The following is a 21,652-nucleotide window of genomic DNA, read 5'->3' as shown; positions in this document are numbered from 1 at the left end:
AGGAAAAGACTTACCTCATGACTGACAACATGATTGCGTGGGAGAAGGACGCCGACGGCGTCGTCATCCTGACGATGGACGACCCGAACCAGGGCGCCAACACGATGAACTCGCTGTTCATCGACTCGCTGGCCGCGACCGTCGACCGCCTCGAGGCCGAGAAGGACGACATAACCGGTGTCGTCGTCACCTCGGCGAAGAAGACCTTCTTCGCCGGCGGCGACCTCAAGGACATGACCAACCAGCCGAAGGACAAGACCAAGGCGGAGATCGCCGAGGAGATCACCGAGCGTTCGCGCGGCCTCAAGAAGGTCATGCGTCGCCTGGAGACCCTGGGCAAGCCGGTCGTCGCGGCCATCAACGGCGCGGCTCTCGGTGGCGGCCTGGAGATCGCGCTGCACTGCCACTACCGCGTCGCTGCCGACGTCAAGGGCAACCAGCTCGGCCTCCCCGAGGTCACCCTCGGCCTGCTCCCCGGCGGTGGCGGCGTGGTCCGCACCGTGCGCCTGCTCGGCTTCCAGCAGGCACTCATGGGCGTCCTGCTGCAGGGCCCGCGTCTGAAGCCGGCCAAGGCCAAGGAGATGGGCCTCATCAACGAGGTCGTCGGCACCGTCGACGAGCTGCTCCCGGCCGCCAAGGCCTGGATCGCCGCCAACCCGGAGGCGCAGCAGCCGTTCGACGTCAAGGGCTACAAGCTGCCCGGCGGCGCCGTCACCAACCCGGCCGTGGCCGCCAACCTGCCCGCCTTCCCGGCACTGCTGCGCAAGCAGATCAAGGGCACCAACATGCCGGCACCGCGCGCCATCCTGGCCGCTGCCATCGAGGGCGCGTACGTCGACGTCGACACCGCCGACGAGGTCGAGACCCGCTACTTCGTGTCGCTGGTCACCGGCCAGGTGGCGCAGAACATGATCAAGGCGTTCTTCTTCGACCTGAACCACATCAACGGCGGCGGCTCGCGTCCCGACGGTTTCGAGAAGTACCAGGCCAAGAAGGTCGGCGTCATCGGCGCAGGCATGATGGGCGCTGCCATCGCATACGTCTCGGCCAAGGCCGGCATCGAGGTCGTCCTCAAGGACATCGACATCGAGGCCGCCAAGCGCGGCAAGGGTTACTCGGAGAAGCTCGAGGAGAAGGCGCTCTCGCGCGGCAAGACCACGCAGGAGAAGAGCGACGCTCTGCTCGCCCGCATCACCCCGACCGTCGACCCGAAGGACTTCGCGGGCGTCGACTTCGTGATCGAGGCCGCTTTCGAGTCGGTCGAGGTTAAGGAGAAGGTCTTCCAGGAGATCCAGGACATCGTCGAGCCGAACGCAGTTCTCGGCTCCAACACGTCGACTCTGCCGATCACCATCCTGGCCGAGGGCGTCAACCGTCCCGAGGACTTCATCGGCATCCACTTCTTCTCGCCCGTCGACAAGATGCCGCTGGTGGAGATCATCTGCGGTGAGAAGACCAGCGACGAGGTCCTCGCCAAGGTCATCGACTACACCCTGCAGATCCGCAAGACCCCGATCGTCGTCAACGACAGCCGCGGCTTCTTCACCTCGCGCGTCATCGGCACCTTCATCAACGAGGCCGTCGCGGCCGTCGGTGAAGGCGTCGAGCCGGCGTTCATCGAGCACGCGGGCAGCCAGGCCGGATACCCGGCCCCGCCGCTGCAGCTGATGGACGAGCTGACGCTGACCCTGCCGCAGAAGATCCGCAAGGAGACCGAGGACGCGATCCGCGCCGCCGGTCAGGAGCCGCCGCAGCACGGTTCGTACGCGGTCATCGACAAGATGGTCGAGCTGGGTCGCACCGCCAAGAAGGACGGCGCGGGCTTCTACGACTACGTCGACGGCAAGCGCGGCCTCATCTGGCCGGGCGTCCGCGAGAACTTCAACTCGGGCTCCACCGAGATCCCGTTCGAGGACATGAAGGAGCGCATGCTCTTCGCCGAGGCCCTCGAGACCGTGAAGTGCTTCGACGAGGGTGTGCTCACCTCCGTCGAGGACGCCAACATCGGTTCGATCTTCGGTATCGGCTTCCCGGCCTGGACCGGCGGCGTCGTCCAGTACATCAACCAGTACGAGGGCGGCCTGAAGGGCTTCGTCGCGCGTTCGCGCGACCTGGCCTCGAAGTACGGCGCTCACTTCGAGCCGCCGGCCTCGCTGGTCGAGAAGGCCGAGGCGGGCGTGGAGAAGCTGACGAACGAGAACCTCGTCAAGAAGTGATCTGACTCTGCTGTTCGACTGACAAGCCCCGATGGACCGAAAGGTTCGTCGGGGCTTGCTGGTTAGATGAGGCAGTGGATGTGAGTTCTGTCGGTTTGGTTGAGGTCCTCGCGCGCGGTCCGTTGCCGTCGGCGCAGGTGCTGCGGATGGTGGACGATCTCGCAGGCGCCCTGGACGAGGGCGCGGCGCGGGGGCGGGCTCACGGGACGTTGAGCCCTGCCACGGTTCGATTGAACGATGGCCGCGCCGTTCTGGCCGACGTCGACGGCGCCCCGGTGGACCTGGACGCGACCGTCGTGGTCGGCGCGGCGGAGCAGCCGGCAGCGGTGACCTTCGATTCGGTCAGTTTCTCGACGCCGGAGCAGTTGCGTGGCGGCAGCGCCGACCCGCGGTCGGACCAGTACTCGCTGGCGTGCGTGGCTTTTGCGGCGCTGACCGGGACGCAGCCGTACAACGGGATCACGCCGGCGTCGATCGCGATCGCACACGCGCAGGACCGGATTCCCGCGGCGAGTGGTCGGCGGCGCGAGTTGTCGCCCGCTGTGGATCAGGTGTTCTTCCAGGCGCTCGCGAAGGACCCGACCCAGCGATTTTCGTCGAGTCTTGCTTTCGCTGCCGCCCTGCGGCAGGCGGTGGAGCGGGGGACGGCGCAACCGGTGCCGATGGCACCGCCCGCGATGGTGCCGCAGCCGGTGGGAGGTTTTCCTCCCGGCTTTCCGCCGCCGCAGCTCCCGGACCATCGGGGACGGTCGGCGAGCCTCACGGCGGTGCTCGTCGTCGATGCGGTGGTGGCGGTGGTGCTTCTCGCCCTCGCCTTCGCGCCGCCGACCATGTGGGGTGGCCGCTTCTGGCTGCCGACCGGCCACAGCGGTGTGCCGATGTCGAGGTTCGTGAGCCAGCCCGGGACGGCGACAGTGATTGCGGGCACGGTTCTCCTGGTTTCCGCGGTCGTGGCGATCGTCGCGCGGAGATCGAGAGGACCCGCCGTCGTCACCGGCCTCGCGGCTCTCGCGGGTGTGGTGCTCATGTCGCTGTGGTACGCCATCGGGTATTCGAAACTCACCGAATTGGGCATGATCCGTTGGTGGTTGACGCCGATGACGATCTCCCTTCTGGCAGCGGTTCTCGTCGCAGGAGTCGTGACGCTCGTCGTCGCGGCCGTCTCGCGTCCAGCCTCCAGCGCAGCGGACGACGAGGTGTCGGGCGCAGTCGTCCACGGTGCTCCGGCTGCGCACGGCGGCGTCGAAGGCCTCGAGCTCACGACCAAGTTCTTCCCCCTGGGCTTCTTCTTCTACTTTCTGAAGCCGGTGGTGGAAGTGGACGGGCAGCGCGTGTCCGCCGCGTGGGGCGCGAACCGGATCCCGCTGGCTCCCGGACAACATCACGTGCACGTTCACGTGCCGTATCTGGTGCCGTCGAAGGTGGGCCGGGCCGATGCGACCGTGTCCATCGCGCCGGGATCGACGGTGGCACTGGAGTATTGCGCGCCCGCATGGGCTTTCAGCGACGGTGCGATGGGGCCCGCTCCGCAGCAGTACACCGGCATGGGACTCATGCTGGTGATGCTGCTGGTGCCCTTCCTGTTCCTGATCCCGCTGTTCGCGCTGACACTGGCGATGTGACGCTGCGCGGGTCTTCTCTCCACCGTTGATCGGGCCCCGCAGCGGGGCCCGATCAACGGTGGACGCATTCGGTACTCGTCCTGTGGATGAAATCCGCCGCGATGCCGGAGCCTGTGGATTGCGTGCTGGCCGCCGCGGCACGGTCGGGCCATGATGGCCGGACCGGACAGGGGGAGGTACGGGATGTCACGCAGACACAGCGGACGGAAACGGGACGACGAGACGGAGCGCTGCAGGCTGGCCACGAAGGCGGCAGCGGAGCTCCCGGTGTGGAACTGGTGGCTGTGGGCGGAGTCGAAGCCATCGGATGCAGCCGAACGCCTGGCCGGATCGGTGCGATGGACGCGGTGGCTTCTCGCCGCGACTGTGCGACGAGGAGATTCTGGAGGCCGCCGGTGAGGTGCGCGCCGCGCTCGGATGGTTGAGCGATGCACTCCGTCAGCGGGATGCCGCACCGATGACCCTGGTGACCGTGCCGACGCTGCTGCGCACCGTCGCGGATTGTGAACGGGCGATCGGGACGGCGGAAGAGGAGTTGTTGCGCAATATCCAGGACGCCGGTGAGGCGGCGGACCTCATTGAGTGCCGACTTCGATGACGGCCCAGACATGGGTCGCGCTCGTCGTCGGACTGCTCGCCACCGCAGGTGTCGTCGGGACGCTGTGGCAACGACAGCGGTCGGAGGCGACCGACCGATTCCATCGACTGCAGCACGAGGCTCGCGTCGAGTGGTGGAAGCGTTATCAGTGGGCGGTGGAGCAGTCGGACAGTCGGAGCCCCAAGGCTCAGTAGCGAGGATATGCGCTGCTCTTCTCCCTTTCGACGTCGACGTTGATCACTCCGAGCGAGATCGAGATCATCGAGGCGACGAGTACGATGGTCGGTGAACCTGAGGCACCTGACGGGAGGCGGCACTGATGACTCGATCGGAGGAGAGTGCCGAAGCGCGGCGAAAGGCCGCCTACCGGCTCGCCGGTGACACACCGCGTGCGAGACGTTACGCAGCGATGGCCTTGATGACCGCGCAGCGGCGACTCGGCAAGGAGCCGGATCAATGGGTGATCGACGTCGCGGAAGGGCGCCTGCCGGCGTAGGCCACCGCTTCGCCTACTCGGTCGGCTGAGTGAGCGGGCCGATCGGCTCGACCGTCGGCCGCTTCGGCAGACGGCCGTCGCCGAGTGACCGGCCGCGCATCTTGCGGACGATCCAGGGCGTGAACCACTGTGCCAACCAGCGGGCGTCGTCGACGACGTGAGTCGCGAGGCCCGGTTCGGGTAGCGGTGGGAGGCCGTCGCCCCAGTCTGCGGACGATTCGGGAAGCCCGAGCGCAAAAGCGGCGCCGGCCGCGAACCGTGCGTGGCCCGACGGTGATGCGTGCAGGCGGTCGGACGACCACGACCGTCGGTCGCGGAGGACCGGGGCCGCGTACAGGTCGACGAGGACGAAACCGTAGTCGCGGGCGAAGTCGCGCATCATTCCGTTCATGTCCAGTAGGCGATCCTGGAAGATCCGGCCCAGGGGATTGATCTCCGAGATGTCGGGGAACGTCGAGACGATGGTCGTCGCGCCCGATTCGGCGAGGGCCCGGTAGATGCGGTCGAGGTCGTCGTGCACGGCGTCGAGATCGGCCCGCCCGATGACATCGTTCATGCCGAGCGGCGCGGCGATCAGGTCGGGTGACAGGGCGAGCGCCGGTTCCAACTGCTCTTCGAGCACGTTGCGGGTGTTCTTGCCTCGGATCGCGAGGTTGGCGTAGCCGAAGTCGGGGTCGTCCGACGCCAGTCGTTCGGCGAGGCGGTCGGCCCAGCCCCGGTAGCCGTGTTCGTCGTCTCCGTCGCCGATGCCCTCCGTCTGCGAGTCGCCGATCGCGACGAATCGTGAGTAACGCATGGAAGTGATTATAGGACGCGCCCAGACGACGCTGTGACCTGCGACTCTGTACAAATCAACTCAAATGTATAGACAAGAGACTTACAACGGTCTACTGTCAAGTTCAGCAAGAGCTCGCCGGACTAGGAGGACTGACATGGCGAACCCCACGATCGACGAAGGCACGGCCGTCCCGGCTGCGGAATGGCGTGACAAGAAGCGCCACCTGTGGCTGCTCGGCCTGGTTCCGCCCACCGCGGTCTTCCTCGCGGCCGGCTTCGTCGCACTGTTCAACTGGGCGTCCGATCAACTCGACGCCGGCTGGCTCGCCACCGTCTCGCCGGTGTGGTGGTGGATCGGTCCGATCCTGATCTATGTCCTGCTGCCGATCCTCGACATCTTCTTCGGGCCCGACGGGCAGAACCCGCCCGAGGAGCTGATGGAGCAGCTCGAGAACGACAAGTACTACCGCTACTGCACCTACGTGTACATCCCGTTCCAGATGCTCAGCATCGTCTTCGCCTGCTACCTCTGGACGGCGAGCGACCTCAGCTGGCTCGGGATCGAGGGCGGCCTCGGCCTGGCTTCGAAGATCGGCCTGGCCTTCTCGATCGGTGCCATGGGCGGCATCGGCATCAACACCGCCCACGAACTGGGCCACAAGAAGGTCTCCCTGGAACGCTGGCTCTCGAAGATCACCCTCGCGCAGACCTTCTACGGTCACTTCTACATCGAGCACAACCGCGGCCACCACGTCCGCGTCGCGACCCCGGAGGATCCGGCGAGCTCGCGGTTCGGTGAGAACTTCTGGACGTTCCTGCCGCGCAGCGTGTACGGCAGCCTCAAGTCCGCGTGGGAGCTGGAGGCCACTCGCCTCAAGCGCCAGGACAAGTCGGTCTTCCATCCGAGCAACGACGTCCTCAACGCGTGGGCCATGTCGATCGTCCTGTGGGGCGCGCTGACCGCGATCTTCGGCTGGCAGATCCTGCCCTTCGTCGCCATCCAGGCCGTCTACGGCTTCTCGCTCCTGGAGACCGTCAACTACCTCGAGCACTACGGTCTGTTGCGGCAGAAGAACGAGCGCGGCCGTTACGTCCGCTGCACCCCGCAGCACAGCTGGAACAGCGACCACATCTGCACCAACATCTTCCTGTACCACCTGCAGCGCCACAGCGACCATCACGCCAACCCGACGCGTCGCTACCAGACGCTCCGCAGCTTCGACGAGGCGCCGAACCTGCCCAGCGGTTACGCCAGCATGATCACCCTCGCCTACTTCCCGCCGATCTGGCGCAAGGTGATGGACCACCGCGTCCTCGACCACTACGACGGCGACCTCAGCAAGATCAACATCCAACCCGGCAAGGAGGCCAAGGTGATGGCGAAGTACGGAAAGGTCTCGGCATGAGCGCCTACAAGTGCGAGGTCTGCGACTACATCTACGACGAGGCCAAGGGCGCACCGCGCGAAGGCTTCCCGGCAGGCACCCCGTTCAGTGCCATCCCCGACGACTGGACCTGCCCCGACTGCGGGGTTCGCGACAAGGTCGACTTCGAATTGATTGGAGAATGACATGAACTTCAAACTCTTCCGCTGCGAGCAGTGCGGCTTCGAGTATGACGAGGCCGAGGGCTGGCCCGAGGACGGCATCGAGCCCGGCACCCGCTGGGACGACATCCCCGACGACTGGAGCTGCCCCGACTGCGGCGCCGCCAAGGCCGACTTCACGATGGTCGAGGTCGCCCGCTCATGAGCACGCAGACCGGACCCGGCGTCGTCATCGTCGGAGCAGGCACCGCCGGCGTCACCGCGGCGGCCACGCTGCGGGCCGAGGGGTACGACGGACCTGTGACGCTGATCGGCGCCGAGCCCGGTCTGCCGTACCGCCGCACGGCCCTCTCCAAGGACCTCCTGGCGGCCGACCTCACCGAAGGTCGGATCTCCCTGCAGAAGCCGGATTTCTGGGAGACCAAGCAGATCGACGTCCGCGGCGGTGTCCGCGTCGCCGACATCGACGCCGACGCGCAGACGGTCACCCTCGACGACGGCTCCACCATCACCTACCGGGCACTGATCCTCGCGACCGGCGGGCAGCCGATTCGACCGGGCTGGCTCGACCCGTCGGTCCCGACCCTCCGCACCCGCGAGGACGCGTTCGCGATCCGTGACGACCTCAACCAGTCGCAGCGGCTCGTCGTCATCGGCGGTGGCCTCATCGGGCTGGAGTTGGCCGCCTCGGCCGCCGCCCACGGCATGAACGCGACGGTCGTCGAGGCGTCCGACCGCGTTGTCGGACGCGTGGTGCCGCAGGCGGTCTCCGACTACCTGGCACAGCTCCACCTGGACAACGGCGTGTGGCTGCGCACCTCGTCGGCGGCCGACTCGGCGAACGCGCGCCGCGTCCAACTGGCCGACGGCGCCCAGCTGGTCGGCACCGTCGTCGCGGCGATTGGCGCGCGACCGGATACGGCTCTGGCCGAGGCGGCGGGCGCGGAGGTCTGCGCGCACGGCGTCGTCGTGAACGCATCCCTCGCCACCGGAGTCCCCGGCGTCTACGCCGCGGGTGACGTGGCCGCCCTGCCCGACCTCCGCACCGGGGAGCCCTGCCGCGGCGAGCACTGGTTCGGTGCCACCGACCAGGGGAAGGCCGTGGCGAAGTCGGTCCTCGCCGACTTCGCCGGAACGCCCGCGCCGTCGTTCACCGAGGTTCCGCGCGCCTGGACCATCCAGTACGGCGTCAACGTGCAGATGGTCGGCTGGCCCACCGCGTCCGACGACGTCCGTGTGGAGGGCTCCCTCGCCGACGGCGATGCGCTGGTCACCACGCACGGCGACGACGGCTCCGTGATCGGTGCGGTGGCCGTCGGACGTGCGGCCGCGGCTCGTGAGTGCCGCTCGCAAATCGCGACGGCGCTAGGCTCGAGAGTGTGAGCGCCCCGACCACCGCCCGGCCGACCAGTTTCGCCGAGGCCAGCAAGCACCTGTTGCGCTGCACGCTGCTCGACGGTCTGCGCACCCTGCTCCGGGAGAAGGACTGGGCACGCGTGACCATGGCCGACGTCGCCCGTCAGGCAGGCGTCAGCAGGCAGACCGTCTACAACGAGTTCTCTTCGCGCGCAGGACTCTCGCAGGCGTATGCGCTGCGGCTGGCCGACGAGTTCACCGCGGAGATCGCGGGCGCCGTCGACGAGAACGTCGACGACGTCGAAGGCGCCCTCCGCTCCGGATTCACCCGCTTCTTCGCCGGTGCCGCCGACGATCCGCTGATCCAGTCGCTGCTCTCGGGTGAGGCGAAGCCCGACCTGCTCAAACTCATCACCACCGACGCTGCACCCATCATCACCTCGGCCAGCGCCAACCTGGAGGTGATGCTCGTCGAATCGTGGATCGCGGTCGACGAGGCCACGGCCGGGCGCATCGCGCGGATGATCGCCCGCATGGCACTCAGCTACGTCGCGATGCCGCCGGGCGCGGACGGCGACTCCGACGTGGCCGACGACCTCGCCTCCGTGCTGGCCCCCGCGGTCATCGCCGCCCGCGCCTGATCTGTCAGCGGGTCAGGAACGCGCGGACCGTCGCCTCGAAGGCGTCCTTCGCCTCGATCATCACCCAGTGACCCGACTTCGGGAAGATGTGCAGCTCGGCGTCCGGGATCAGTCGCATCGGCGCGAGCGACATGTCCGGCGGGCTGACGCGGTCGTCGCGCCCCCACGTCAGCAGAGTCGGGCACTTCACCTTGTGCATCATCGCCCAGTAGGGCGGGGTGTCGGAGTTCGCCATGAACTGCTGCATCATCGCGAAGGCCTTGGAGCCGTACATCATGGCGGCGGTCTTCTGCGCGGCCGGATCGTTCGCGGCCTCCCAGCGTTCCTCGATGAGTTCGTCGGTGATGACGGCGGGGTCGTAGACCATCGAGTTGAGCCAGCGCAGCAGCTTGTCGCGGTCGGGGGAGTCGGTGAACTCCTGCAGGAGGCGGATGCCCTCCGACGGGCTGGAGCTGAACAGGTTGGGGCCCACGCCGCCGATCGTCACCAACTTCTCGACGCGGTCGGGGTGCTTGATCGCCAGGTTGATGCCGACGACGCCGCCCATCGAGTTGCCGATCATCGCGGCCGACGGGATTTTCAGGGCGTCCATGAAGCGGATCACCGAGGCTCCCGCCGTGAGGACGGGATGGCCTTCGACGGGGTCGGAGACGCCGAAGCCCGGGAACTCGATGATGTAGGTGTGATGGGTCTGCGCGAAGAACTCGAGGTTGCCGCGGAAGTTGCGCCAGCCGTTGACGCCCGGTCCCGAGCCGTGCAGGAGCAGCAGGACGGCGTCGTTCTGTGCGCCTGCCTCGTGGTAGCGAATGACTCCCTGGTCCGTGGTGATCTCGCGTCTGGTTGCCTCGTAGGTAACGTCCATGCCCACCACGATAGAACGTGTTCTAGTTTCTGGACAGTCCCGCGCAATTCTGTGGTGAGTACGGCGGTTTTGTCGTTGATGCGCCGCGACGAGTTCGGAACGTCACATCTTTCGGTGTGGACGATATATGCGCAGGTCGTGATGGGTGAGGAGGCGGTGGTCGGGTCGTCCCCCAGGTGAATCACAGGAAACCGATAGGGGCGAAGACGGCTGCCGGGGTGGACAATTGACCTGTGGCGACTGGTGCCGCCGAGATCACTAGGGAGAACAGTGAGTCGTTCGAAGATCACCGCATTGGTGTCGTGTCTGTTCGCCGTGGCATTGGTGCTCACGGCCTGCTCGGGCGGCGATGACGCCGTTCCACCCGCTCCGCTCGCGACGATCGCCGTTCCGGTCGCGAACGGCACCGCGATCAACCCGACGACACCGATCGTCGTCGACGCCCACGGCGGAACGCTGACATCTGTCGCCGTCACCAACGCCGAGGGCAAAGAGGTGAAGGCCAAGGCCGGTGACAAGGGCAAGACCTGGTCGACCGCCGAGGACCTCGGCTACGGCGGCACGTACACCGTCAAGGCGACCGCGGTGAACAAGGACAAGGTGCCGACCGTCAAGACCTTCACCGTCACCACCATTGCGCCGGCGTCCACCGCCTACGCGAACGTGATCCCGGCGCCGGACGTGGTGAGCGGCGTCGGCATCGGTGTCGGACAACCGATGGTCTTCCAGTTCACCGCACCGGTGAGCAACAAGTCGGAGGTGTTGAAGCACCTCAAGATCACGACCACTCCCGCGCAGCCGGGCGCCTGGTACTGGATCGACGATCAGAACATCCACTACCGCGGTCCGGACTACTGGAAGCCGGGCACCAAGATCCACATCGAGGCCGACATCTACGGCGTCGATCTGGGCGACGGCGTCTACGGCGCCGAGGACACCGCGATGGACTACACCGTCCACGACTCGTGGATCGCGAAGGCCGACGGCGCCACCGAGCTGCTGACCGTCTTCCACAACGGGCAGCAGGTCCGACAGATGCCGATGAGCCTCGGTGAGCCCAACAACCCGTCGCACAACGGCCCGCACGTGATCTCCGAGAAGGCGGCGCAGACCATCATGGACTCCTGCACGTACGGCGTCTGCCAGGGCGATCCCGGCTATTACCGCGAGACGGTCTACAACGACCTCCGCATCTCCAACGACGGCGAATTCGTCCACTCCGCGCCCTGGTCGGTGGGCCAGCAGGGCGCGGCGAACGTCTCGCACGGTTGCGTCAATCTGAGCCCGGCCGACTCGCAGTGGATGTTCGACAACTTCGGCCTCGGCGACGTCGTCGAGATCACCAACTCCGGCGGCCCGCCGCTGCCGGTCTGGGACACCTACGGCGACTGGGAGCTGAGCTGGGCGCAGTGGCAGGCCGGCGCGGCCAAGTGATCCGCGTCGTCTCGCACTACCAACGCGTATAGCAACCGACCTTCGTCGACACGCCGTGAAAGCGGGGCGACACGCGGTGGCCGTGCGAGGTCAGCCGCCCAGCGACGCGCGATCCTCCTCTCCGAACGTGTCCTCCAGGGTCGCGGGGGAGTAGTCGACGTCGATGTCCTCGACGGCACGACCGCGAGCGGACTCGATCGCACCGAGTCGGCGCTGGGCGCGATCGGCGGCGTAGGTCGCGAAGACCGAGTTGTCGACCCCGAACGGGGACACGGGGAACCGCTCCTGGACCCAGGTGATCATCCCGAGCGCCAAGGGCAGGAGTTCGCCCATCCGCTCGGTGACCGCGTCCCACAGGGTGTCGTCGGCGGCGACGTGCCGTCGGCAGGTGAACGTGCCCCACGCCATGTGCCTGCGTTCGTCGTCGGCGATGTGACCGATCAACTGCTGCATTCCGGGGAGGATGCCGCGCTCCACACAGATCACGTTCCACGCGTAGTAGCCGGTCAACGCCAGGCTGCCCTCAATGACGTGGTTGTAGGTGACGCTGGCTCGGATCTGATTCCGGGGCGACGGATCGGTCTGCAGGACTCGCAGCGAGTTCGGCAGCTGCTCGTAGAACAGCTCCCGGTAGTACGGATTCTCCGCGACGTACGGGTGCAGGTCGTCAGTCAGCCCGACGGCGTCCATCCACAGCCGGAAGCCCTGCGCGTGCTTGGCCTCCTCGTAGCAGAACTGCGACAGGTACATCTCGTCGCCGAAGCGGTGCTCGGACGCCATAGCCGCCATGAACGGTTGGATGTCCTGGGTGACGGCCTCCTCGCCCGCCACGAACTGTGAGACCAGGTAGGTGGCGTTGCGGCGCTGATCGTCGGTGAGGCCCGCCCAGTCGGCGGCGTCGCGGGAGAAGTCGATGTCCGCTGGATTCCAGACCTTGGCGTTGCCCTTGGTGAAGAGCTTCAGCGGGAACGAGTCCCAGTTCATCCCTCCCCTCTGCAGCGTGGTGAAGCCTTGCCTGGCAGTCGAGTTCGAGGATGCGGTCACGGTGAGTCACTTCCGAGGGTTGAGTCCGGCTCGTGATGGTGACGCTAGTCCCTCGCGGTTGCGCGGGAGCAGGATTCGGCCGCGGCGACCCGGTTACGCGGGGCGCGGGAACGCGGCGTTGTGGAGGAGCTCGACGCGGTCGACGCCGATGTGCTCGGCGAGGACCTGCGTGACGGTCTCGCTGACATCCGTGCGAGTGACGTCGGTGTAGGCGACGCCGAGCTGGATCGCCGGCGGCTCCGGCGCGCACGACAGTGCGACGGTCCCGTCGGGCAGCCGGTCGAGCACGGGCACCAGCATGGTGCCCACGCCGACCCGGACGGCTTCGAGTCCGGTGGCGAGGTCGTTGACCTCGGCGGCGAGGTGCCAGCGGCGACCGATGGCGCTGAACGCGTCGAAACTGGGCTGGCGTAGGGTGCACGGAGGGGAGAACGAGACGATGGGGACCGAGGCGTCGGCGGGCGGCTGCTCGGCGGTCGACGACCACAGCCACCGCAGGCGGAAGCCGTCGGTGCGCGCCGTCAGCTCGGGCGCGACCCGGGAGGTGACGGCGACGTCGACCTGCGCGTCGTCGAGCATGGATCGGACCGTCGCGTTCCGGTCCAGGTGGAAGCGGACCTCTCGATCGGGGAAGCGCTCTCGCAGCCGGCTCATCACGATCGGCAGCACCACCGCCGCGCTGTTCTGGGCCGCGCCGATCACCACCGCGCCGTCGGAGCGGTTGTCGAAGCGGGCGACGGCGGCGTCGTGTGCGGACAGGATCGCCCGAGCATGCGAGAGGAGTTCCTCGCCCTCGGCGGTGAAGGCGATGCGTCGGCCGTTGCGGCTGACGAGCGGAACTCCGGCCTCCCGCTCCAGCTTCCGGAGATGTTGGCTCACCGCCGACTGGGTGATGAGCAGGGACTCGGCGGCACGATGCACGCCGCCGGTGCTCGCGACCGCGGCGAGCGAGCGCAGCGGGGTGATGTCGAACGTGCGCGTCATGCTGAACAGGGTAGCGCCGATCGACGCCGTTCACTTATCGTTCATGTGCGGATGGCGACGATCGTGCCGGCATCGTCCTGGGGTTTCCTGGTGCCGTGCCGTATTTCGATAAGAATCTGTAATCAATGAGTGAACGAAAAGTCGTTGGACGCGAATGCGGTCGCGGTCCGACGATGAGACTCGTGAAACTGTCATTCCCGCTCGGTGCCTCGACCGCCTTCTTCTACGCTCTCGGCTACCCGGTGGGTGCGCTCGCCGTCCAGGGCGCGACTCCCGGCACCGTGCTGGTGAGCCGGTTCATCGCGTCGGTGGCGATCCTGCTGGTGATCGTGCGGGTCCGACGACTCGAGTGGCCGCGCGGTGTGCAGGCGTGGCATGCGGTCGTCGTGGGCTTCCTGTCGCAGGGCTTGCAGTTCGTCGGCTGCTACCAGGCGATGTACGTCGGCGTCTCGCCGGTCCTCGTGGCCCTGGTGATCGCGATGAACCCGGTGGTCACGGCCGCGGCGGCGTCGTTGATGCTGCGCGAACGGCTGTCGCTGCGGCGTATGGTCGCCGTCGTCCTGGCGCTCGTCGCGGTGTGCGCGGCGTTCGCCGGCCGGGTGATCGAGGTCGGGCACGTCGACGCCGCCGTCGGCTGGGTTGTGATGGCAGTGGTCGGTCTCGCCGTCGGCGGCGTCTACCAGCAGCGGTTCCTGACCCAGGGGCATCCGATCGCGGTCAACACCATCGGCGTCGCGGTGGCGCTGGTGCCGTCGGTGGCCTTCGCCGCCGCCACGCCGCAGCACGTCACCGATCCGACCAAGGCCTTCTGGGCCGTCGCGATCCTGGTGGTCGCGAACTCGGTGATCGCCGCAAGTCTCTACCTGGCCGCGATCAAACAGGCGGGCGCCGCCGCGGTGTCGCTGCTGTTCGGCGTCATCCCGTCGATCGCCGCCCTGCTGACCTGGTCTCTGATGGGCGAACGGCCCGACGTCGGTGTCGTGATCGGGCTGCTCGTCGGAGCGGTGGCCTGCTTCATCGGAAACGATGCGCGGACGTCACCACGCGGCCGCGAATCGGCGGTCCGGGTCGACGTCGGCCGCGATGGAGCGGAGCCGGTCGACGACGTCGCGCGGCCAGATCCGGTGCGGGTCTCCGGGAGCGACGACGCGGTCGGGGAAGTTGGCCTGTGCGCCGATCGACCAGGGCTGCAGTGAGTGCATCAGGGCGCCGCCGACGGCGTCGACCGCCTGCCGCAGCGGAGGCGGGTAGGGGCCGATCGCGCAGGCCAGGAACGGTGCTCCCCGCCCCGACACCGCGTTGGGGATCGAGGGTTCCTCGCCGAGGGCCCCGCCCAGCAGTCGGAACTCGGCCAGCACCAGCGGCACGTCGGCACCGGGGCCCGCGATCTGCAGCATCGCGTCGACCGTGTCCGGAGTCAGTTCGCTGAGCAGACAGCCGCTGTCCCACGCGGGCATCGGGTCGGTCGGATCCTGATGGACGGAGTCGATCAGGGTGTACGGCATGCGGCAGACCAGGTCGGCGATCGGCGTCGCGGCGGCTCGCATCGGTGCGAGGAGTCGTGCACCTGTGTCGTCATCGCCGACATGCACGTACCGCAGGTGCACGCTGAGCCGACCGCGCAGCGGCGGCGGAACCGGATCGATGTCGGGGAGGCGGAGCAGCGAGATCGACGTCGTGGTGCTGGCCGGGAGGGTGGGCGCCCATTCGCGGAAGGCATGCATCACGGTCGGTGCGTCGTCGCCGGGGAAGAAGATCGCGCCTCCGTACACGTCGGCGACGGGCACGAGGCCGACGGTCATCTCGGTGACGACACCGAGGGGGTGCTTGCCGCCGCGCATGGCCCAGAACAGGTCGGGCTCGCGGTCGGCGTCGACGAACCGCAGGTCGCCGTCGGCGTCGACCATCGTCAGGCTCTGCACGTGGTCGGCGGCGAAGCCGAAGGTCCGCGCCATCGGACCCATGCCGCCGCCGAGGCAGTAGCCGACCACGCCCACGTCCGACGACGACCCGTTCAGCGGTGCCAGTCCGTAGGGCGCCGCTGCGGCGATCACCTCGCGCCAGCGGGCGCCGGCTCCGACGGTCGCGGTACGGCGGTCGGGGTCGATCCGCACGGTGTCGAGTGCCGCCGTGTTGATCAGCAGTCCGCCGTCCACGGGGCGCGCAGCGCCGTGGCCCGTCGCGTGCACCGAGACGGGCAGTCCGTGTTCGGCGGCGTACCGGACGGCCGCGCGGATATCGGCGAGCGATGCCGCGGCGACCGCGAGCTCCGGGGCGGGGACTGCCGCGACGTTGAACGCCGCGCAGGCCGCGTCGTACTCCGGGGTGCCCACCCGGTGCGAGGTCCGGGGCGAGCGGGTTCCGGGCAGATGCAGTTCGGACTCGCGCGGGCCGGGCGTCCACGGCGGGACCACGCGAACCAGGTGGTCCCGGATGAGGAACTTCTCGGCGAGGGCGGCGGGGATGTTCCGGAACGGCCCGGTCTGCGTCCGGTGCTCGGACTGTTGGGCATCAGTGGGTGGGAACGACCATGGACCACGTACGAGATCGCGAAGCAGGCGAGGCGGTCGGTGCGGTGGGTGTGGCCGCGCGCTGAGCGGCTGATGTACGACATTCCGAAGAAGCTGGTGGAGCAGGGCTACGCCGTCGCCACGCCCGCGAGCACGGGCAACCGGCGCAGCATGCAGTATTCGATCACCGACGCAGGCCGGCGCGCGCTGCGCGAGTGGCTCGACACCGAAGGGGCGGGTCGGCGCTTCGACGTCGAACAGTTGATCAGGGTCTTCTACGCGGAGCAGGGCGACGTGGAGCAGTTGCGGCGGAACATCGAGCGCATCGGCGAGCAGGCGGCGGCGTCGCGCCGGGATCTCGGCCAGGTGGCGGGCGACGCGGAGGAGACGGCGATGCCCGGACGCGCTGCGGTCAACGCACTCAGCATCAAGCTCGTCGCCGACCTCACCGAGACGATCGAGAATTGGGCGGCCTGGGCGCGCACCGAGGTCGGCGGCTGGGACGCGACCGACACCGAGTGGCCGGAGGCGGACGCGATCTTCGCCGAGGTCGTCAGGCGCGGGGCCGAGTAGCGGGTGTCTCCGCCGTCGCCGAGGGGAGTCCGGGATCCGGCCTGCCGGGCCACCAGATCCGCGGCCCGATGTCGAGCGTCAGCGCGGGGACCAGCAGCGACCGCACGATCAAGGTGTCGACCAGGACGCCGAAGGCGACGAGGAAGGCGACCTGCGCAAGAAACATCAGCGGGATCACCGCGAGTGCGCTGAACGTGGCGGCGAGGACCAGGCCCGCGGCGCTGATCACGCCGCCGGTACTGGTGAGGGCGCGGAGCATGCCCTCGCGGGTGCCGTGCCGCTGCGCCTCCTCGCGAGCTCTGGTCATCAGGAAGATGTTGTAGTCGATGCCCAGTGCGACCAGGAAGACGAACGCGAACAGCGGCACCACCGGGTCCGCGCCCGGGAAGCCGAACGGACCGTTGAACAGCAGGGCGGCCACGCCGAGCGCGGTCCCGAACGACAGCACCGTCGTCGCCAACAGCATCAGCGGCGCGAGGAGGCTGCGGAGCAGGACGATCAGCACGGCCAGGACCACCAGCAGCACGATCGGGATGATCAGGTTGCGGTCGTGCCGGGCGCTGATCCGGGTGTCGAGGTCGACGGCCGTGCCGCCGCCGACCAGAGCGTCGGCGTTCGGGACGGCATGGACGGCGTCGCGGATGTCGACGATGGTGTCCTGCGCGGTCAGCGAGTTCGGATCGTCGGACAGCGTCACCTGCACGGCCTGGCGGCCCTCGTGCGTCACTGGGCCGAGGTCGCCGGTGAGGATCTCGGCGGCGGCGACGCCGTCCACCGCGCGGACCTTCTCCGCGACGGCGGTCGACGAGTCCTGGTTCACAAGCACCCAGGTCGGGGTCCCGGAGCCGGCGTCGAAGTGCCGCGCGTGCATCTGTGATCCCGAGACGGAGGCCGCCTCACCCAGGAAGAAGTCGTCGGTGGAGACGCCGTCGGCGCGGAACGCGGGCGCGAAGGCCGCACCGAGGGCCAGGACCACCAGAGTCCCCGCCCAGACCTTGCGTGGCGAGTGCGAGACGAAGACCGCGACGCGCTGCCAGATGCGGTGACCCGAACCGGTCTCACCGTGCGGGACCCGCGGCCAGAACGCTGCACGACCGATCAGCGCGAGCATCGCGGGGAGGAAGGTGATGGACGCGAGGAACGACGCGGCGATGCCGAGCGCGGCGATGGGGCCGAGACTCCGATTGGAGTTCAGATCCGACAGCAGCAGGCACAGGACGCCGAGGATCACCGTTGCGGCGGACGCGGCGATCGGCGGGAGCGTGGCGCGCCAGGCGGTCCACAGGGCGCTGCGGGCGTCGGGTTCCTCGGCCAGGAGTTCCCGGTAGCGCGCCACCAGCAGCAATGCGTAGTCGGTGGCCGCGCCGAACACCAGGATGAAGAGAATGCCCTGGCTTTGACCGCTCAACTCCAGCGTGCCGGCCTTCGCGAGTCCATAGACCACGCCCGATGCGAGGGCGAGCGCGAAGATCGCGGACAGGAGCACCACGAACGGCAGGATCGGGGAGCGGTACACGACGATCAGGATCAGCAGGACCACCGCGCCGGCCACCAGCAGCAGGATGCCGTCGATGCCTGCGAAGGCGTTGGAGAGGTCGGCGGCCTGGGCGGCCGGTCCGGTGATCGCGACACTGACCCCGGGCGGCGGATTCGCCAGGACGGCGGTCAGTTTCGCGAGCTGATCCTTCGGCTTCGCATCCGTCGAGACGGGCACGAACAACTGGACGGCCTCACCGTCGGCTGACGGGATCGGGGGTGAGAACTGCTTCCCGAAACCTGCCGTCCCCGCCAGCGGAGCGACGGCGTCGGCCACGAAGGCGCGATCCGCGGGCGACATCGGCGTGCTCTTCTCGGCGACGACGATCGCCGGGAAGTAGTCGGTGTCGGTGAACTCGGGCAGCTGCTCGGCGACCCGCGTCGACTCCGCGGACTGCGGCAGGAACGCGCTCGCGTCGTTGATCGTGACGGTCGACAGCTTGCCCGACAGAGAGCCGGTGAATCCGCCGATCACGACCCAGAGAACGACGATTGCGGCGGGCAAGGCTATGCGGACGAACCGCTGGGATGCCATGACTCGTGTTTACACGTCGGCGGGGCGCGGTGCATCACCAGATGCGGACGCGCTCCTCCGGCGGCAGGTACAGGGCGTCGCCGGGGGCCACGTCGAAGGCGTCGTAGAACGCGTCGACGTTCCGGACCACGCCGTTGCAGCGGAACTCGGGCGGCGAGTGCGGATCGATCGACAGGCGGCGGATGGCCTCCTCGTCGCGGGTCTTGGTCCGCCAGATCTGCGCCCAGTTGAAGAAGACGCGCTGGATGCCGGTCAGGCCGTCGATCACCGGGGCCCCTGCTCCCGACTCCCCTGCTCCCGACTCCCGTGCGTCCGACTTCTCCAGGGCGACGTCGTAGGCGACGAGGGCGATCGACAGGCCGCCGAGATCACCGATGTTCTCGCCCAGCGTGAACTCGCCGTTGACCTTGTACTTCTCGTCGAGTCCGTTGGGGGTGAACGCCGAGTACTGGGCGGCGAGCGCGGCGGTGCGCTTGCCGAACTCGGCGCGGTCGTCGTCGGTCCACCAGTCGACGAGGTTGCCGTCGCCGTCGTACTTGGCGCCCTGGTCGTCGAAGCCGTGTCCGATCTCGTGGCCGATCACCGCACCGATACCGCCGTAGTTGGCGGCGTCGTCGGCGTTCGGGTCGAAGAACGGCGGCTGCAGGATCGCCGCAGGGAAGACGATCTCGTTCATGCCCGGGTTGTAGTAGGCGTTGACGGTCTGCGGGGTCATGAACCACTCGTCGCGGTCGACGGGTTGCCCGATCTTGGCGAGGTCGCGGGCGGTGTCGAAGGCGGCGGCGCGCCGGGCGTTGCCGATCAGGTCGGTGCGGTCCACCTCGAGGGTCGAGTAGTCGATCCAGGTGGCCGGGTAGCCGATCTTCGGGGTGAACTTGTCGAGCTTGGCGAGTGCCTTGGCGCGCGTCGCGGGCGTCATCCACGGCAGGTCGTCGATGTTGCGGCGGTACGCCTCCACGAGGTTGCCGATCAGCTCGTCCATCCGGGCCTTGGCCTCGGGCGGGAAGTGCCTTTGCACGTACACCTCGCCGACGGCGAAGCCCGCCGCCTGCTCGACGAAGCCGACGCCGCGCTTCCAGCGGTCGCGGATCACCTCGGCGCCGGTCAGTGTCTTGCCGTAGAAGGCGAAGTTCTCGTCGACGAACGCGGCGGGCAGGTACGACGCGACAGTGCGCAGCAGCCGCCACGACAGCCAGCTCTTCCATGCGTCCAGCGGTTGCGCCGCCAGGAGCGCGGCGGCACCTTCGATGAACGACGGCTGCCCGAGGTTCACCTCGGCGAACGCCGCGGCCGATCCGATCCCGCCCAGCCAGGCGGCGACGTCGTAACCGGCGGCGAGATCAGTGAACTCGGCGAGCGTACGCAGGTTGTAGGTGGCCTCCGCGTCGCGGCGGCGGACCACGTCCCAGTGGTGGGAGGCGATGGCCGTCTCGAGCGCGAAGATCGCGTCGGCCTGCGCCTGGGCGTCGTCGGCGCCGGTCAGCGTGAGCATCGCGGCGATGTGCGCACGGTAGGCGTCGCGGACGGCCGCGTGGTTCTCCTCGCGGTAGTACGACTCGTCGGGCAGACCCAGACCGCTCTGCACCACGTGCACGAGGTAGCGGTCGGACTGGCGAGAGTCGGTGTCGACGTAGACGCCGAAAAGTCCGCCGACGCCGTCGCGCTGCATCCGGCCGAGCAGCGCGACCAGCTCGGTGGTGTCGGCGACGGCGGCGATCTCGCGCAGCTGGTCGGCGATCGGCTCGATACCGAGCGATTCGATGCGGTCGACGTCCATGAACGACGCGTACAGATCGCCGATCTTGGCGGCGGCGGTGCCGGCCTCGGGGGCGAGCGAAGCGACGGGGGGTGTCTCAGCCGGCGACCCGTCGGCGCACTCCTCGACGATCGCGCGGACATCGGCTTCGGCGTTGTCGCGCAGGACGTGGAAGGCGCCGTCGATGCTGCGGTCGTCGGGGATCTGGTGGCTGTCCACCCACTTCCCGTTGACGTGGAGGAAGAGATCGTCTGCGGCGCGGATGGAGGCGTCGACCCACTGCAGGTCGAGACCCGAGGTCTGCTCGATAGTCACGCCCTCCATAGTGACATCGAATCGCGGTGCCGGGTCGGGCTCACTCGCCGAGGCGGGCGTCCATCGACCAGATCAGGACCTCGGCGTCGGTGGTTGCGCGGATCGTCGAGCCGCCGAAGCCTTCGGCCCGGACGGCGTCGGAGGCGGCCAGGCGGTCGCCGTCCACCTCCACCTCACCGCGCGTGACGAACAGATGGGTGAAGCGGGCGGTCGGCACGGTCACCCGCTGGTCGGCGCTCAGTCGGGCCGCGGACAGGGTGGCACTGCGGTTCGCGATGCGGATCGCCGAATCGTGATCGGGGGAACCCGAGGCGACGGTGACGAGCCGCCCGGGCTGTAGCTCGCCGGCGATGTCGAGCTGCTCGTAGCCGGGTTCGATGCCGTGCTCGTCGGGCATCAGCCACATCTGGACGAAATGCACAGGCTCGTCCGGTGACTCGGCGTCGTCGTTCCGCTCCGAGTGGCGGATCCCGCGGCCGGCACTCATCCGCTGTGCGAGTCCGGGGTAGATGACGCCGGAGTGTCCCTCGGAGTCCTGGTGGACCAGCGACCCGGACAGCACCCACGTGACGATCTCGGTCTCGGCGTGCGGGTGGGTGTCGAAGCCCTGACCGGGGACGACGATGTCCTCGTTCTGGACCAGCAGCACCCCGTGATGGGTGTTCGCGGGATCGTAGTGATCGCCGAAAGAGAACGAATGCGCAGAATCGAGCCAGTCGGTCGTGGTCCGTGCGCGGTCACCCGAACGAGTGATGTACTTGCTCATGTGCCTCATTGTCCTCGCGTCGGCGTGGAGGGTGCGGTAGTAGGCGGCGTTGTGCGATTGTGACCACATAGTTTCTAGAAAGGAA

The 21,652-nt window shown here is 68.2% G+C and carries 20 protein-coding genes and 1 pseudogene; 13 read left to right on the top strand and 8 right to left on the bottom strand.

What is annotated here, in order from left to right; genetic code table 11:
- Positions 1 to 17: 17 nt before the first annotated feature.
- The 5 genes from ACH46_RS19610 (at position 18) to ACH46_RS21395 (ending at position 4,932) form a co-directional block, all read left to right on the top strand.
- Entirely contained in the window at positions 18 to 2,216 is a 2,199-nt protein-coding gene (locus tag ACH46_RS19610; protein WP_062394466.1) for a 3-hydroxyacyl-CoA dehydrogenase NAD-binding domain-containing protein, read from the top strand.
- An 80-nt stretch (positions 2,217 to 2,296) separates the two neighbouring features.
- Positions 2,297 to 3,838 (top strand): serine/threonine-protein kinase, encoded by a 1,542-nt coding sequence (locus tag ACH46_RS19605; RefSeq protein WP_157851109.1) that lies wholly within the window; start codon positions 2,297 to 2,299, stop codon positions 3,836 to 3,838.
- Positions 3,839 to 4,145: 307 nt separating this feature from the next.
- Entirely contained in the window at positions 4,146 to 4,436 is a 291-nt protein-coding gene (locus ACH46_RS19600; protein ID WP_062394463.1) for a hypothetical protein, read from the top strand.
- Entirely contained in the window at positions 4,433 to 4,630 is a 198-nt protein-coding gene (locus tag ACH46_RS19595; protein WP_062394461.1) for a hypothetical protein, read from the top strand. Before ACH46_RS19600 ends, ACH46_RS19595 begins: the two co-directional genes overlap by 4 nt.
- Before the next feature lie 125 nt (positions 4,631 to 4,755).
- Complete coding sequence (locus ACH46_RS21395) at positions 4,756 to 4,932, top strand: hypothetical protein (protein WP_157851108.1); 177 nt, start codon at positions 4,756 to 4,758, stop codon at positions 4,930 to 4,932.
- A gap of 13 nt (positions 4,933 to 4,945) precedes the next feature.
- On the opposite strand, the gene ACH46_RS19590 is transcribed toward ACH46_RS21395, so the two are convergent.
- Complete coding sequence (locus ACH46_RS19590; RefSeq protein ID WP_062394460.1) at positions 4,946 to 5,728, bottom strand: SGNH/GDSL hydrolase family protein; 783 nt, start codon at positions 5,726 to 5,728, stop codon at positions 4,946 to 4,948.
- Between the two features lie 136 nt (positions 5,729 to 5,864).
- Here ACH46_RS19590 and ACH46_RS19585 point away from each other — a divergent pair, with 136 nt between their 5' ends.
- From ACH46_RS19585 to ACH46_RS19565, 5 genes are read left to right on the top strand one after another with little or no spacing between them, the layout of a single operon-like run.
- Positions 5,865 to 7,115, top strand: a complete 1,251-nt coding sequence (locus ACH46_RS19585; RefSeq protein ID WP_062394459.1) for an alkane 1-monooxygenase — start codon at positions 5,865 to 5,867, stop codon at positions 7,113 to 7,115.
- Positions 7,112 to 7,279, top strand: coding sequence for a rubredoxin (locus ACH46_RS19580; RefSeq protein ID WP_062394458.1), 168 nt, complete (start codon positions 7,112 to 7,114; stop codon positions 7,277 to 7,279). The genes ACH46_RS19585 and ACH46_RS19580 overlap by 4 nt, the downstream gene beginning before the upstream one ends.
- A 1-nt stretch (position 7,280) precedes the next feature.
- Positions 7,281 to 7,460 (top strand): rubredoxin, encoded by a 180-nt coding sequence (locus ACH46_RS19575; protein ID WP_062394457.1) that lies wholly within the window; start codon positions 7,281 to 7,283, stop codon positions 7,458 to 7,460.
- Complete coding sequence (locus ACH46_RS19570) at positions 7,457 to 8,638, top strand: NAD(P)/FAD-dependent oxidoreductase (protein ID WP_062394456.1); 1,182 nt, start codon at positions 7,457 to 7,459, stop codon at positions 8,636 to 8,638. Before ACH46_RS19575 ends, ACH46_RS19570 begins: the two co-directional genes overlap by 4 nt.
- Positions 8,635 to 9,252 carry a TetR/AcrR family transcriptional regulator gene (locus tag ACH46_RS19565; protein ID WP_062394455.1) on the top strand — a complete coding sequence of 206 codons (618 nt, stop codon included), beginning with the start codon at positions 8,635 to 8,637 and terminating at the stop codon, positions 9,250 to 9,252. Before ACH46_RS19570 ends, ACH46_RS19565 begins: the two co-directional genes overlap by 4 nt.
- A gap of 4 nt (positions 9,253 to 9,256) precedes the next feature.
- Here ACH46_RS19565 and ACH46_RS19560 read toward each other — a convergent pair whose 3' ends face one another.
- A complete protein-coding gene (locus ACH46_RS19560; RefSeq protein ID WP_062394454.1) occupies positions 9,257 to 10,114 on the bottom strand; it encodes an alpha/beta fold hydrolase in 858 nt (285 codons plus the stop codon).
- A 270-nt stretch (positions 10,115 to 10,384) separates the two neighbouring features.
- On the opposite strand from ACH46_RS19560, the gene ACH46_RS19555 reads away from it, so the two are divergent.
- Positions 10,385 to 11,548: a L,D-transpeptidase gene (locus ACH46_RS19555; protein ID WP_062394453.1), complete on the top strand. Its 1,164-nt coding sequence runs from the start codon at positions 10,385 to 10,387 to the stop codon at positions 11,546 to 11,548.
- A gap of 90 nt (positions 11,549 to 11,638) precedes the next feature.
- On the opposite strand, the gene ACH46_RS19550 is transcribed toward ACH46_RS19555, so the two are convergent.
- Together ACH46_RS19550 and ACH46_RS19545 are read right to left on the bottom strand one after the other, a co-directional pair.
- On the bottom strand, positions 11,639 to 12,532 hold the full coding sequence (locus ACH46_RS19550) for a R2-like ligand-binding oxidase (protein ID WP_236995139.1): 894 nt from the start codon (positions 12,530 to 12,532) through the stop codon (positions 11,639 to 11,641).
- Between the two features lie 153 nt (positions 12,533 to 12,685).
- Positions 12,686 to 13,576 (bottom strand): LysR family transcriptional regulator, encoded by an 891-nt coding sequence (locus ACH46_RS19545; RefSeq protein WP_062394449.1) that lies wholly within the window; start codon positions 13,574 to 13,576, stop codon positions 12,686 to 12,688.
- Positions 13,577 to 13,758: 182 nt separating this feature from the next.
- Between ACH46_RS19545 and ACH46_RS20965 the strand changes: the two genes are divergently transcribed.
- Entirely contained in the window at positions 13,759 to 14,772 is a 1,014-nt protein-coding gene (locus ACH46_RS20965) for a DMT family transporter (RefSeq protein ID WP_082399833.1), read from the top strand.
- A gap of 744 nt (positions 14,773 to 15,516) precedes the next feature.
- On the opposite strand, the pseudogene ACH46_RS21715 reads toward ACH46_RS20965, so the two are convergent.
- A pseudogene (locus tag ACH46_RS21715) lies at positions 15,517 to 15,909 on the bottom strand (FAD-binding oxidoreductase); the annotation flags it as partial.
- A 36-nt stretch (positions 15,910 to 15,945) separates the two neighbouring features.
- On the opposite strand from ACH46_RS21715, the gene ACH46_RS21390 reads away from it, so the two are divergent.
- Positions 15,946 to 16,659: a PadR family transcriptional regulator gene (locus ACH46_RS21390; RefSeq protein WP_157851106.1), complete on the top strand. Its 714-nt coding sequence runs from the start codon at positions 15,946 to 15,948 to the stop codon at positions 16,657 to 16,659.
- Here ACH46_RS21390 and ACH46_RS19530 read toward each other — a convergent pair.
- Genes ACH46_RS19530 through ACH46_RS19520 form a run of 3 tightly spaced genes read right to left on the bottom strand, consistent with a single transcriptional unit; the run spans position 16,640 to position 21,567 of the window.
- Entirely contained in the window at positions 16,640 to 18,730 is a 2,091-nt protein-coding gene (locus ACH46_RS19530; protein ID WP_062394443.1) for an MMPL family transporter, read from the bottom strand. The two genes, ACH46_RS21390 and ACH46_RS19530, sit on opposite strands and share 20 nt — an antisense overlap.
- Before the next feature lie 34 nt (positions 18,731 to 18,764).
- Entirely contained in the window at positions 18,765 to 20,810 is a 2,046-nt protein-coding gene (locus ACH46_RS19525; protein WP_062394442.1) for a M13 family metallopeptidase, read from the bottom strand.
- A gap of 31 nt (positions 20,811 to 20,841) precedes the next feature.
- A complete protein-coding gene (locus ACH46_RS19520; protein ID WP_120298776.1) occupies positions 20,842 to 21,567 on the bottom strand; it encodes a pirin family protein in 726 nt (241 codons plus the stop codon).
- Between the last annotated feature and the right edge of the window lie 85 nt (positions 21,568 to 21,652).

It is taken from the genome of Gordonia phthalatica, from assembly GCF_001305675.1.
GTDB lineage: Bacteria > Actinomycetota > Actinomycetes > Mycobacteriales > Mycobacteriaceae > Gordonia > Gordonia phthalatica.
The sequence above is the reverse complement of the archived record's forward strand: the minus strand, read 5'-3'. Positions and strand labels throughout refer to the sequence as shown.

What these genes read in the sequence shown, in the direction of transcription:
- ACH46_RS19600 (WP_062394463.1), top strand. Translation starts at nt 4,146, where the DNA reads ATGCAGCCGAACGCCTGGCCGGATCGGTGCGATGGACGCGGTGGCTTC.
- ACH46_RS19575 (WP_062394457.1), top strand. Translation starts at nt 7,281, where the DNA reads ATGAACTTCAAACTCTTCCGCTGCGAGCAGTGCGGCTTCGAGTATGAC.
- ACH46_RS19520 (WP_120298776.1), bottom strand. Translation starts at nt 21,567, where the DNA reads ATGAGCAAGTACATCACTCGTTCGGGTGACCGCGCACGGACCACGACC.
- ACH46_RS19585 (WP_062394459.1), top strand. Translation starts at nt 5,865, where the DNA reads ATGGCGAACCCCACGATCGACGAAGGCACGGCCGTCCCGGCTGCGGAA.
- ACH46_RS19530 (WP_062394443.1), bottom strand. Translation starts at nt 18,730, where the DNA reads ATGGCATCCCAGCGGTTCGTCCGCATAGCCTTGCCCGCCGCAATCGTC.
- ACH46_RS19590 (WP_062394460.1), bottom strand. Translation starts at nt 5,728, where the DNA reads ATGCGTTACTCACGATTCGTCGCGATCGGCGACTCGCAGACGGAGGGC.
- ACH46_RS21390 (WP_157851106.1), top strand. Translation starts at nt 15,946, where the DNA reads ATGCAGTTCGGACTCGCGCGGGCCGGGCGTCCACGGCGGGACCACGCG.
- ACH46_RS19595 (WP_062394461.1), top strand. Translation starts at nt 4,433, where the DNA reads ATGACGGCCCAGACATGGGTCGCGCTCGTCGTCGGACTGCTCGCCACC.
- ACH46_RS21395 (WP_157851108.1), top strand. Translation starts at nt 4,756, where the DNA reads ATGACTCGATCGGAGGAGAGTGCCGAAGCGCGGCGAAAGGCCGCCTAC.
- ACH46_RS19550 (WP_236995139.1), bottom strand. Translation starts at nt 12,532, where the DNA reads ATGAACTGGGACTCGTTCCCGCTGAAGCTCTTCACCAAGGGCAACGCC.
- ACH46_RS19545 (WP_062394449.1), bottom strand. Translation starts at nt 13,576, where the DNA reads ATGACGCGCACGTTCGACATCACCCCGCTGCGCTCGCTCGCCGCGGTC.
- ACH46_RS19525 (WP_062394442.1), bottom strand. Translation starts at nt 20,810, where the DNA reads ATGGAGGGCGTGACTATCGAGCAGACCTCGGGTCTCGACCTGCAGTGG.
- ACH46_RS19560 (WP_062394454.1), bottom strand. Translation starts at nt 10,114, where the DNA reads ATGGACGTTACCTACGAGGCAACCAGACGCGAGATCACCACGGACCAG.
- ACH46_RS19580 (WP_062394458.1), top strand. Translation starts at nt 7,112, where the DNA reads ATGAGCGCCTACAAGTGCGAGGTCTGCGACTACATCTACGACGAGGCC.
- ACH46_RS19570 (WP_062394456.1), top strand. Translation starts at nt 7,457, where the DNA reads ATGAGCACGCAGACCGGACCCGGCGTCGTCATCGTCGGAGCAGGCACC.
- ACH46_RS19610 (WP_062394466.1), top strand. Translation starts at nt 18, where the DNA reads ATGACTGACAACATGATTGCGTGGGAGAAGGACGCCGACGGCGTCGTC.